At 51.4% G+C, this 12,152-nt stretch carries 12 protein-coding genes; 5 read left to right on the forward strand and 7 right to left on the reverse strand.

Annotated features, from left to right (window positions below; all coding sequences use genetic code 11):
- Positions 1 to 1,231, reverse strand: a 1,231-nt coding sequence (locus ACMV8I_RS20630; protein ID WP_498867055.1) for a transketolase family protein, incomplete at its 3' end; no start/stop codon positions are given.
- Between the two features lie 15 nt (positions 1,232 to 1,246).
- Positions 1,247 to 2,197, reverse strand: a complete 951-nt coding sequence (tal, locus tag ACMV8I_RS20635; RefSeq protein ID WP_498867056.1) for a transaldolase — start codon at positions 2,195 to 2,197, stop codon at positions 1,247 to 1,249.
- A 435-nt stretch (positions 2,198 to 2,632) separates the two neighbouring features.
- On the opposite strand from tal, the gene maeB reads away from it, so the two are divergent.
- Positions 2,633 to 4,912, forward strand: coding sequence for an NADP-dependent oxaloacetate-decarboxylating malate dehydrogenase (gene maeB, locus ACMV8I_RS20640; RefSeq protein WP_498867057.1), 2,280 nt, complete (start codon positions 2,633 to 2,635; stop codon positions 4,910 to 4,912).
- A 116-nt stretch (positions 4,913 to 5,028) separates the two neighbouring features.
- Here the strand turns inward: maeB and uriH are convergent, their stop codons facing one another.
- From uriH to amiA, 4 genes are all read right to left on the reverse strand, one after another.
- Entirely contained in the window at positions 5,029 to 5,976 is a 948-nt protein-coding gene (gene uriH, locus ACMV8I_RS20645) for a uridine-preferring nucleoside hydrolase UriH (RefSeq protein WP_498867058.1), read from the reverse strand.
- Between the two features lie 70 nt (positions 5,977 to 6,046).
- Positions 6,047 to 6,496, reverse strand: a complete 450-nt coding sequence (locus ACMV8I_RS20650; protein WP_140471042.1) for a YaiI/YqxD family protein — start codon at positions 6,494 to 6,496, stop codon at positions 6,047 to 6,049.
- Positions 6,496 to 7,461, reverse strand: a complete 966-nt coding sequence (hemF, locus tag ACMV8I_RS20655) for an oxygen-dependent coproporphyrinogen oxidase (RefSeq protein WP_498867059.1) — start codon at positions 7,459 to 7,461, stop codon at positions 6,496 to 6,498. Before hemF ends, ACMV8I_RS20650 begins: the two co-directional genes overlap by 1 nt.
- A gap of 70 nt (positions 7,462 to 7,531) precedes the next feature.
- Positions 7,532 to 8,416, reverse strand: coding sequence for an N-acetylmuramoyl-L-alanine amidase AmiA (gene amiA / locus ACMV8I_RS20660; RefSeq protein ID WP_498867060.1), 885 nt, complete (start codon positions 8,414 to 8,416; stop codon positions 7,532 to 7,534).
- Between the two features lie 224 nt (positions 8,417 to 8,640).
- Here amiA and ACMV8I_RS20665 point away from each other — a divergent pair, with 224 nt between their 5' ends.
- Positions 8,641 to 9,066 (forward strand): GNAT family acetyltransferase, encoded by a 426-nt coding sequence (locus tag ACMV8I_RS20665; protein WP_498867061.1) that lies wholly within the window; start codon positions 8,641 to 8,643, stop codon positions 9,064 to 9,066.
- A gap of 86 nt (positions 9,067 to 9,152) precedes the next feature.
- Here the strand turns inward: ACMV8I_RS20665 and ACMV8I_RS20670 are convergent, their stop codons facing one another.
- Positions 9,153 to 9,554, reverse strand: a complete 402-nt coding sequence (locus ACMV8I_RS20670; protein WP_498867079.1) for a YgiW/YdeI family stress tolerance OB fold protein — start codon at positions 9,552 to 9,554, stop codon at positions 9,153 to 9,155.
- A gap of 176 nt (positions 9,555 to 9,730) precedes the next feature.
- Between ACMV8I_RS20670 and ACMV8I_RS20675 the strand changes: the two genes are divergently transcribed.
- The 3 genes from ACMV8I_RS20675 to ACMV8I_RS20685 all read left to right on the forward strand — a co-directional run bounded on the left by ACMV8I_RS20675 (position 9,731) and on the right by ACMV8I_RS20685 (position 11,944).
- Positions 9,731 to 10,180 (forward strand): DUF2919 domain-containing protein, encoded by a 450-nt coding sequence (locus ACMV8I_RS20675; protein WP_498867062.1) that lies wholly within the window; start codon positions 9,731 to 9,733, stop codon positions 10,178 to 10,180.
- Between the two features lie 142 nt (positions 10,181 to 10,322).
- Positions 10,323 to 10,925: an RpoE-regulated lipoprotein gene (locus ACMV8I_RS20680; protein ID WP_498867063.1), complete on the forward strand. Its 603-nt coding sequence runs from the start codon at positions 10,323 to 10,325 to the stop codon at positions 10,923 to 10,925.
- A gap of 119 nt (positions 10,926 to 11,044) precedes the next feature.
- Positions 11,045 to 11,944: a Dyp-type peroxidase gene (locus tag ACMV8I_RS20685; RefSeq protein WP_498867064.1), complete on the forward strand. Its 900-nt coding sequence runs from the start codon at positions 11,045 to 11,047 to the stop codon at positions 11,942 to 11,944.
- Positions 11,945 to 12,152: the final 208 nt, after the last annotated feature.

The following is a 12,152-nucleotide window of genomic DNA, read 5'->3' on the forward strand; positions in this document are numbered from 1 at the left end:
CACGCACGCCGTAGTGGATGTAGTTACCGGCCAGATCGTCGCCCAGTGACTTCGAGCCAGACCACATAGTCAGGTTACTTGGCGCGAGGTCAGCAGAGCCGCCGAGGAATTCTGGCAACACTTTGCCGAAGGCTTCCAGCGTATTTTGTGAGGCTTTGCGGCTGGCGATATTGGCAGGCTTAGCCTGCAGCTCTTCGATAAATTTCTGTGAGTCAGCTTGCCAGTTAGCAGGCAGTTCACCGTTAACGCGGCGTTTGAACTCTTTTGCCAGCTCAGGGTGAGCCTTCGCGTAGGCTGCGAACTTCTCATCCCATGCCGCTTCTTTGGCCTTACCGGCTTCTTTCGCGTCCCACTGGGCATAAATGTCCTGTGGAATTTCAAACGGAGGATAATTCCAGCCCAGCTGTTTGCGGGTTGCTGCCACTTCATCATCACCCAGCGCTGCGCCGTGCGCGCCGTGCGTACCCGCTTTATTCGGTGAACCGAAGGCGATCACAGTCTTACACAGTAGCAATGACGGTTTGTCTGTCACGCCGTGCGCTTCGTCGATCGCTTTTTTGATGGCGTCCGAATCGTGGCCATCAATGCCACGGATCACATGCCAGCCATAGGCTTCGAAACGTGCGGCAGTGTCATCGGTGAACCAGCCTTCAACGTGGCCGTCGATGGAGATGCCGTTGTCATCATAAAACGCGGTCAGTTTGCCGAGCTTCATGGTGCCGGCCAGTGAGCAGACTTCGTGGGAGATGCCTTCCATCATGCAGCCGTCGCCCATAAAGGCGTAGGTGTGATGGTCGACAATGTCGTGACCAGGCTGATTAAACTGCGCGGCCAGCGTGCGTTCTGCAATAGCAAAACCCACTGCGTTGGCAACACCCTGACCAAGCGGACCGGTGGTGGTTTCCACGCCAGCCGTGTAACCGTATTCCGGGTGTCCCGGGGTTCTTGAGTGCAACTGGCGGAAGTTTTTTAGCTCTTCCATCGGTAAATCATAGCCGGTGAGGTGCAATAGGCTATAAATCAGCATAGAACCATGACCATTAGACATGATGAAACGGTCACGGTCAGTCCAGTGCGGATTGGTCGGATTGTGATTCATATAATCACGCCACAGGACTTCTGCAATGTCTGCCATGCCCATTGGAGCACCGGGATGACCGGAATTGGCTTTCTGCACCGCATCCATACTCAGTGCACGGATAGCGTTCGCAAGCTCGTTACGAGAGGGCATTTTTTACTCCCTTAATTAAAGTTCGGCGGACAGCATGTCTTCCAGCTTCTGCTGGTCAACGGCGAATGCGCGGATACCTTCGGCCAGTTTTTCGACGGCCATAGGATCCTGATTATGCTCCCAGCGGAACTCTGCTTCGGTCAGTGGGGTAGGCTTATGCAGGCCTTTAGTTGAGGGTTGCAGTTTACGTTCTACCGGCTCGTTGCTGGCTTTCAATTCTTCGAGCAGGTTCGGGGATATTGTCAGACGATCACAGCCGGCCAGAGCCAGAATTTGTTCCACTTTACGGAAGCTAGCACCCATGATCACCGTGTGATAACCGTGGGATTTGTAGTATTCATAAATGTCGCGGACAGATTTCACGCCCGGATCCTTCTCCACGTTGTATTCTGCATCTGGCTCTTTGGCCTTGTACCAATCGTAAATACGGCCAACGAACGGGGAGATCAGATAGACGCTGGCTTCGGCGCAGGCGCGGGCCTGTGCAAAGGAGAACAGCAGCGTCAGGTTACAATTGATCCCTTCTTTCTCCAGCTCCTCGGCGGCTTTGATGCCTTCCCAGGTCGATGCCAGTTTGATCAGGATACGTGATTTATCTACGCCCTTTTCCTTATACATACCAATCAGCTTGCGGGCTTTCGCTACACACATAGCGCGGTCAAACGACATACGTGCATCAACTTCAGTCGAGATACGCCCTGGTACGCTTTTAAGGATTTCCAGACCTATATTCACCGCCAGACAATCGCTGGCATTGATCACCTGCGTCTCTTTACTACCACCTTGCTTGCGGGCGTAATCCAGCGCGTCTTTGATCAGTCCCTGATACTGAGACAAACCGGCGGCTTTGAGGATCAACGACGGGTTGGTGGTGGCATCCTGAGGTTCAAAATGGCGGATAGATTCAATGTCGCCACTGTCGGCAACTACCGTGGTCAGCTTTTTAAGTGCGTCTAACTGGTTCATCTCTTACTCCTTAAATACTCTTTACCTTCCAGGCCGCGGGTGCGTTCACTTTCCGCCTTTCTGCTGCTTGAAATCTATCGAGTATTGTTATCAAAAATACTGAATTTCATTGCGTAACTCTTTTTCGCAGGACTCCAACCCTGCATCATTCTGTTAACAATTTGAATACGCTTTTTCTGATTGTTGTAATGGGTTAGAGCAATGAAAACGCAAAAGCCTACGCAAGGCTGAGCTTTCAGCCTGAGTTGCGCAAGAGGGAACCTTAAGCTTAGTCAATATTTGCGAGACGTCTTCCGTGAATGAAAATTAATCGATGTAACGTGCCAGTTTTGGTCGTGCTTCATAGTTTGACGTGGCAGGTTCTCTATACTGGATAGCGTGAAAGGTGACTAACAACCTTCCTTGTTGCCCTACAAAACAAAAAAGGATCCTATGATGGACGAACAACTCAAACAAAGTGCGCTCGACTTCCATGAGTTCCCTGTACCGGGAAAAATTCAGGTTTCTCCGACCAAACCGCTCGCCACCCAACGCGATCTGGCGCTGGCATATTCGCCCGGCGTCGCGGCGCCTTGTCTGGAAATTCAAAAAGACCCACTGGCGGCCTATAAGTACACCGCCAAAGGCAATTTGGTTGCGGTAATTTCTAATGGCACAGCTGTGCTTGGTCTTGGCAACATTGGGGCGCTGGCGGGCAAGCCGGTGATGGAAGGTAAGGGGGTACTGTTTAAGAAATTTGCGGGTATTGACGTATTTGATATCGAAATCGATGAGCTGGATCCGGATAAACTCATCGACATTATTGCTTCACTGGAACCAACGTTCGGCGGCGTTAATCTTGAAGATATCAAAGCACCTGAGTGTTTCTATATTGAAAAAAAATTGCGCGAACGTATGAAGATCCCGGTATTTCACGATGACCAACACGGCACGGCGATCATCTGTACGGCGGCGGTGCTCAACGGTTTGCGCGTAGTGGAAAAGAGTATTTCCGACGTTCGGCTGGTCGTATCAGGTGCCGGAGCCGCTGCTATTGCCTGTCTGAACTTGCTGGTAGCGCTTGGCCTGAAGGCTCATAACATCACCGCCTGTGATTCGCGCGGTGTGATTTACAAAGGCCGTGAAGAGAACATGGCAGAAACAAAAGCTGCCTACGCTATTGATGATAATGGCAAGAGAACGCTGGCGGACGTGATCCCGGATGCGGATATTTTTCTCGGTTGCTCCGGTCCTGGCGTTCTGACGCAGGAGATGGTGAAACTCATGGCGAAAAGTCCGCTGATCCTGGCACTGGCGAACCCAGAACCGGAGATTTTGCCGCCGCTTGCTAAAGCCGTTCGTCCTGACGCTATTATCTGTACCGGCCGTTCGGATTACCCGAATCAGGTGAATAATGTGCTGTGCTTCCCGTTCCTGTTCCGTGGGGCGCTGGATGTGGGTGCGACGGTGATCAACGAAGAGATGAAACTGGCCTGCGTCCATGCGATCGCCGATCTGGCGATGGCTGAGCAGAGCGATGTGGTTGCTTCTGCGTATGGCGAAGAAGAACTTGCTTTCGGGCCGGAATATCTGATCCCTAAACCGTTTGACCCGCGTTTGATCGTCAAAATTGCCCCCGCCGTGGCCAAAGCTGCTATGGACTCCGGCGTTGCGACGCGACCTATTAAAGACTTTGACGCTTATGTCGAAAAACTGTCGGAATTTGTCTACAAAACCAACTTATTTATGAAGCCTATTTTTTCTCAGGCTAAGCAAAACCCTCGTCGAGTCGTTATGGCAGAAGGGGAAGAGGAACGCGTTCTGCAAGCTACGCAGGAACTGGTCACGCTGGGCCTTGCGAAACCGATTCTGGTAGGGCGTCCGAGCGTTATTGATATGCGGCTGAAAAAGTTGGGTTTGCAAATTCAGGCGGGTAAGGATTTTGAGGTCGTGAATAATGAGTCGGATCCACGCTTCAACGAGTACTGGAGCGAATACTATCAGTTGATGAAGCGTCGTGGTGTGTCGCAGGAGCAGGCGCGCAGGGCGGTGATTGGTAACCCGACGTTGATTGCTGCGATCATGTTGCTACGTGGCGAGGCCGACGCGATGATTTGCGGCACTATCGGCACTTACCATGAGCATTATGATGTGGTGGAAAAAGTGTTTGGTTTCCGCGAAGGCGTAAGCGTAGCCGGTGCCATGAACGCCTTACTGTTGCCAAGCGGAAATACCTTTATTGCCGATACCTATGTCAATGACGATCCGACGCCGGAGCAATTGGCGGAAATCACTCTGATGGCCGCAGAGACCGTGCGGCGCTTTGGCATTGAGCCGAAAGTCGCGTTGTTGTCACACTCCAGTTTTGGCTCCTCGGACTGCGCGGCGGCACGCAAAATGCGCAGAACGCTTGAGCTGGTGAATCAGAGGGATCCTGAGTTGGAGATCGACGGTGAGATGCACGGTGATGCTGCATTAGTGGAAAGTATCCGCCATGACATCATGCCTGACAGCCCGCTGAAAGGGGCCGCGAATATTCTTATTATGCCGAATATGGAGGCGGCGCGGATCAGTTATAACCTGTTACGGGTGTCCTGCTCAGAAGGGGTTACCGTCGGACCGGTACTGATGGGAGTAGCAAAACCGGTGCATATCCTAACTCCGATTGCGTCGGTACGGCGCATTGTGAATATGGTGGCGTTAGCGGTGGTGGAAGCGCAAACCGAACCATTGTGATTTACCCTTCATTTTTTGAGCCGCAGACTCGTCATGCAACTCAAACGATGCCACGTATACAGAATGGATAAAACAAATGGGCGTCGATGATGACGCCCATTTCAATGACTGTTGATTCAATATTTTACTTCGCCAATGCGCTCGAGGGCATCAACAATTAAGTCCCAAAAACGCTGATGATCGAGTTGTACGCCGACTTGTGTATGACAATCTGGCGGCGGTGGGGAGCGGAAATCAGCGACAGTCATACCGAGTGTTAACGTGCCCGTCAGTTCAATATCTACCGGTACTTTACGCACGGTCATCACGTTGGGATCAATGACATAAGCTACCGCACAGGGATCATGGACTGGCGGGTAATCAAAGCCCTGATGGTCTTTGTAGCTGAGGCTGAAGAAATCCAGCAACTCTGAGACGAATTTTGCCGGGCGTGTACCAATGGCGGCAATTCTGGCCGCCACATCCGGTGTGGCAAGCGCCTGATGAGTGAGGTCAAGACCGACCATAGTCAGCGGCCACTTCTCATTGAACACGATATATGCGGCTTCCGGGTCAATCTTAATATTAAATTCTGCCACAGCGCTCCAGTTTCCGACGTGGTAACCGCCTCCCATTAATACCACTTCTTTAACCCGCTCAACAATTCGTGGTTCTTTACGCACCGCCAGTGCGATGTTGGTCAGACCGCCGGTCGGAACCAGTGTGATCGTTTTCGGTGGATGCGACATGATTAAGTCAATAATCAGATCAATAGCGTGAACAGGTTCCAGCGTCAGGGTTGGCTGGGGCAATTCCGGACCATCCAGCCCTGAATCACCGTGAATTTCATCGGCGATTTCAATCTGGCGGACTAGCGGACGGGTGGCACCGGCGGCAAAAGGCACGCCGGTAATGTTCGCCACTCGGGCAACGGCCAGCGCGTTACGGGTCACTTTCTCCAGGGTCTGATTGCCCACCACGGTGGTCACCGCGAGTAATTCGATATCTGGATTTCCATGGGCCAGCAACATAGCGATAGCATCATCATGTCCCGGATCGCAATCTAGAATGATCTTTTTAACCATGAGGTATTTTCTCTTCGTAGGATAAATCTTGCTATAAAAGTAAGAGATGACGAGGTTAGCCCGGCCGGGTTTATCGTTTGGCTTGTTGTAGCCATTTATCCAGCTCATTGGCAAATTGTTGGCGGTCGCGCTGGTTGAGCGTCGGTGGCCCGCCGGTTTGCACGCCGCTGGCGCGCATGGTATCCATGAAGTCACGCATATTCAGGCGCTCTTTGATGGTTTCGGTAGTGTAGCGTTCGCCGCGCGGGTTTAGCGCTACGCCGCCTTTTTCAATCACTTCTGCCGCCAGCGGAATATCGGCGGTGATCACCAAATCCCCCGGTTCAGTGCGCCTGACAATTTCGTTATCCGCCACGTCAAAACCAGCCTCAACCCGCAGGGTGCGCAGGTATTTTGACGGTGGCGTGCGGATTATCTGATTTGCCACCAGTGTGACCATCATGCCAGTGCGTTCAGCGGCGCGGAACAGCACTTCTTTAATGACGTTAGGGCAGGCATCGGCATCGACCCAAATTTGCATCAACGTTTCTCCCCGTTTGCCAGCCAGTCACGCGGCGGCAGGAAGTCGCGGTAGAGTACTGCTTCCGGGCTATCTGCTGCGGGTTGAAAATTGTATTCCCAGCGTACCAGCGGTGGCATGGACATCAGGATTGACTCAGTGCGCCCGCCGGTTTGTAGGCCAAACAGCGTACCTCGATCCCACACCAGATTGAATTCTACATAACGCCCGCGTCGGTAAAGCTGGAACTGGCGCTCGCGCTCGCTCCAGGGCAGGGCTTTACGCTTTTCAACAATCGGCAGGTAGGCGTCGGTAAAACCGTTACCGACCGCCTGCATGAACGTGAAACAGGTGATGAAATCCGGTGTATTTAAATCGTCAAAGAACAGCCCGCCGATGCCGCGTGCTTCATTGCGGTGTTTGATAAAAAAGTAGTCGTCGCACCATTTTTTATATTTTGGATAAACATCATCACCAAACGGCTGGCAAAGCTGCTGTGCAGTGAGGTGCCAGTGGTGTGCATCTTCCTCGAAACCATAAAACGGCGTCAGGTCAAACCCACCACCAAACCACCATACCGGCTCTTCATCCGGTTTTTCAGCAATAAAAAAGCGGACATTGGCATGACTGGTGGGAATGTAAGGGCTCTGCGGATGAATGACCAACGAGACTCCCATGGCCTGGAAGCTGCGACCTGCCAACTCCGGGCGATGCGCGGTGGCTGACGCAGGCAGCGTTGCGCCCGAAACGTGGGAAAAGTTAACCCCTGCCTGTTCGAACACCGCGCCGTGGGTCAACACCCGGCTACGACCGCCGCCGCCTTCTTCTCGCACCCACTGATCTTCAGCGAATGATGCTTTGCCGTCAGCGGCCGCCAGTTTTTGACAGATTTGATCCTGCAATGACAGCAGGAAGGTTTTGACTTGCTGGATGTCGGGAATTGATTGGCTCACGTGAAAACTCGCAGAGGTTGACTGAAAAGACATTCAGCGCTTTGCGGGCGCTGAAGCAAATTAGGGACATCATTATAGCGTGAATTGAGTTCGGGTTGGCAGCTTATCGAGGCTTGCGCTCCGTGGCGTCGAAGTAGCTGAAGAAGTTGACGATCCCCTGTGAAATGGCCTGTGCGATCTCTTTGCGAAACGCCGTGGTACTCAATAGTTGTTCTTCCTGATGATTCGTGATGAAGGACGTTTCTACCAGAATCGAGGGTATGGAGGGGGATTTCAGTACAGCGAAAGCCGCCTGCTCAGTCTGTTCGCTATGCAGATGATGAATAGGACGAATACGGTCCAGCACGTGGTGACCCAGCGTCAGGCTGTTTTTGATGGTGTCTGTCTGAACCAGATCGAACAATACCTGTTGCAAATAATTGTCGTCTTCCTGAGCCACTTTCTTGCCTGCAACCAGATCGGCATCGTTCTCTTTTTTCGACATATAACGTGCCATGGCGCTGCTGGCACCGCGATTAGAGAGCGCAAACACCGATGCGCCTGAGGCGGACGGGCTGGTGTAGCCGTCAGCATGAATCGACACGAACAGATCGGCCTGATGCTGGTGAGCGATTTCAACACGTTGATACAAAGGAATAAAGTGGTCAGCATCTCGGGTGAGTTTTACTTCTATATTACTGTGCGAGCCAAGGATATCACGCACATAATTGGCGATTTCCAGCACCACATGTTTCTCTTCAGACCCCTCATGACCTACCGCGCCGGAGTCAATACCGCCATGGCCCGGGTCAATCATCACCAGTTTTTTCGAACCCGACGGCTTGGGTGCCGGGGCCGACTTGGTGATGTGTTCATGCTGCGCGGCGTTGGCTGAATGGGAACCAAAAGCGGCAATCGCTAAACCTAGCCCTGAGAGCAATAACTGGCGACGGGTCGCTGAGGGAGGAAGTGGCTGGAAATGAAGAAATTTATTCAAAGGGTTTAACATCAGTCCAATACCGTCAGAAAAAGTGCAGAATGATCTACCTTATAGAGTATCTTTTTTATAGTTTCGATCTGAGAACTATTACGGTTTATGAATTTTGTGATATTTACCAGGAAATAAGGGGCCTAACTTACTCAATCTTCGATTTTGATGTTGCGTATCAAGCCGATCACGCGATAATTAAATAAACCCCTATTACCTCATTAACAGAATCGCGGTGATCAGTGATGGAAATTCGCCTATACAATCAAGAAGATTTCGAAGAAGTGCTGACCTTATGGGAGCGCTGTGATCTGCTGCGTCCGTGGAATGATCCTGAACTGGATATTGAGCGCAAAATTAATCACAGCCCGGAGTTATTCTTGGTTGCTGAGGTAGGCGGTGAAGTGGTTGGCACGCTGATGGGCGGCTACGATGGGCATCGCGGCTCGGTGGGGTATCTTGGCGTGCATCCGGACTATCGCGGGCGGGGTATCGCCAATGCACTGATTAACCGGTTGGAAAAGAAGTTAATTGCGCGTGGTTGCCCAAAAATCAATTTGATGGTGCGCGCCGAAAACGATGCAGTAGTCAGCATGTATGAAAAGCTGGGCTATGAAGTTTCGGATACACTCACGCTGGGTAAGCGTTTGATCGAAGATCAGGAATACTGATTCTTTAAGACACCCTTCGCCAATTCAAAGAAAAAACCCCAATGTGAGCATCGGGGCTTTTTCTTATGTGGCCTGGCAGCAGCAGATTACTTGATGACGCTGACTGACTTCACGTCCACTTCTACCGAATTCCAGTCTTTATCTACTTTCCCTTCAATGCGGATCTTATCTTTTGGCGAGACGTTCTGTCCCTGCCAGCGTTTACCGTCAATTTCGACGTTCAGGGTGCCAGTGTTATCGCGGAAAATGTATTTATCGTGATCGATACGCTGATCGATAAAACCTTCGAGCATAACCCACTGGTCGTCTTTCATGTTCTGTGCGTCTTTTACCGTGCTCAACGGGGTAGTTCCGGTGAATCCGCCCTGTGGGTTAGCTGCCTGATTTTGCTGTTCCTGAGCTGATGGACCGGAGAAACCGCCGCTCTGTTGGGCGAGGGCAGGCAAAGTACAAACTGCAATGAGGGTTGCCAGAGTGATCTTCTTCATCATAATAGGTCGTCCTTAAACTTGATTGGTTGGTCTGGTGAATTTAGCAACTATGACATCATGTTTGGTGTGTTGCCGCGTTGAGAGACATTAAAGCAGACTGTTCTTAACGGTTTCTTAAGGCTGATTAGTTAATTTTGTTGGTAACACTGAATCGAAGGATATTTTCTGAGTCTATGAACCCGGATGATTATAACAGCCACGGCATGTTGCGTTTGCCTCTGTGGTTCTGGACCATTTTGATTTTACAGGCGCGAACCTGGTTGTTGTTTGTGATGGCAACTGCTTCGCGTGGGCAAGGATCTGATTTACTGAAATTATTTTACCCGGACCCGCAAAGTTTTTGGCATGGCATCATTCTGGGACTGCTTCCGGCGCTTATATTTTTGCTTAGCGGACGCCGATATCTCTGGCCGCGGCTCTGGAAGGGGAGTTACTGGCTACTGCTGGCCGGGATGTTCGTGACCTTTTCCCTGCAGGGTTTAGGTTTATGGCAAAGTAGTGATACGCCGTCACTGATTGATCTGGTGCTGGCGTTACTTGATGCCGCAGCGCTGGCCTATTGGTTGCTCAGCCGTCGTTTACGCGCCTGTTTTGATGCGGGGCAGCGTCTGGAAGTGAGCTAATTCACCACGGACGCTGAACTTTTCCGAAGTATTTGGACTCGAACTGCCACTGACCCATGAGTCAATTTTGTTGTGAGCTTTTCTCAAAATCTGAACAGCAGCCTGATGGCAAACTGACATGGACATTAAAGGAGTGAAAAGAATGAGGATCCGCCCACTGTTGCTGGTTTTGCCGTTATTACTTACCGGCTGTTCGACGGTGTCAAATATGTCCTGGCCCAGCGTACATTGGTCAAGCATGAATCCGATGAACTGGTTTAGCAGTAGTCCAAAAGTGACCGACCAAGGCGTAGGGAGTATCACGGCTAGCACTCCGCTGATAGAAGATGGCGTGAAGGACGCACTCGGTGGGGATTATCGTCTGCGTAACGGTATGTCGATGAATGACGGCAAAATGCTGACGTTCTATCAGGCGATGGACGACAAAGAGGTCAAAATGACCATCAGCGGTGAGCCGAAAGGCAACGTTCAGCGCGTGGATGTTACGGACAGCAACGTCGAAAGCGAGTGGGGGGTGAAAATCGGCACGCCATTCAGCGATCTCTATACCAAAGCTTTTGACGCCTGCCAGAAAGGGAAAGGTGACGACGTGCAAAACATAGAATGTAAAGCGCCGCAGAGCCCGCATGTCAGCTACGTCTTCAGCGGCATCTGGCATGGCCCTGAAGAGCTGATGCCTTCAGATGACGCGCTCAAAGAGTGGAAAGTCAGCAAAATTATCTGGCGTGCTAATCCGGTACAGTGATTTTGATAGGTTTAGGTGCCTGACAAGGCGATGATAATTCCTTAATGCCTTGCGTCCGCGCAAGGCATTTTTATTGACTTCACGTTATGATAGCGCCGTCGAATAATAAGGAATAAAACATGAATCAGGTTCAGAGCGGCATTCTGCTCGAGCATTGCCGTTTTGGCATTTTCATCGAGGCCAAAGTTCAGGGTGAACTGGATAGCCTGCGGCAGGGTTGCCGTCAGTTTGCAGCCGCTTTAAGCGAGATGCAGCAAACATTCCCGCAGGAAAATCTCGGTGCGGTGGTGGCTTTTGGTCACGACGTCTGGCGCGATCTCTCAGGAGGTAAAGGGGCTGATGAACTGAAGTCTTTTGTGCCTTTGGGCAAAGGGTTGGCACCCGCGACCCAACATGACGTGCTGTTGCATATTCAGTCCTTGCGTCATGACATTAATTTCGCCGTTGCTCAGGCCGCACTAGGCGCTTTCGGTGCCTCAATTGTTGTTGAAGAAGAGACCCACGGTTTCCGCGGTATTGAAGAGCGCGATCTGAGCGGTTTTGTTGATGGCACTGAAAATCCGAAGGACGAAGCCCGAGCTCAGGTGGCGATCATACCCGAAGGTCAGGCAGATGCCGGCGGCAGCTATGTGATGGTGCAGCGCTGGAAGCATAATCTGACCCAGTGGAACCGCTTTTCTGTGCGACAGCAGGAAGAGGTGATTGGACGTACCAAGCAGACCGATGAAGAGTTGGAGCCTGAGGCTCGTCCTGATACCTCACATGTTAGTCGCGTTGACCTCAAAGAAGAGGGCAAGGGCCTGAAAATTCTGCGTCAGAGCTTGCCATACGGTACTGCCAGCGGTGAGCATGGTTTGTACTTCATCTCTTATTGCGCCCGTTTGTGGAACATTGAGAAGCAACTGCTAAGCATGTTTGGGGACCTGGATGGTAAACGCGACGCCATGCTGCGTTTCACGCGTCCGGTCACCGGCAGTTACTATTTTGCGCCGTCATTAACGCAGTTGCTGACGCTATAGTCCTTTAATTTATCGTCTCAGTGCCCCGTTGCAGGCGGCGCTGAACAACTTCCTTTCGCTTTCCCCTGCCGCTGTTAATGCCTTATAGCTTTTCATGCTTGAAAATCACTAAACGGTATATAAAACCGTTACAGCCTGACCGCAAGTTATAAATACACTGTGTGACATTAGGTGGCTGAATTTTGCCATGTCGAATCTCCTCACACTT

It is taken from the genome of Ewingella sp. S1.OA.A_B6, from assembly GCF_049889095.1.
In the GTDB taxonomy this organism is placed as follows: Bacteria; Pseudomonadota; Gammaproteobacteria; order Enterobacterales; family Enterobacteriaceae; genus Ewingella.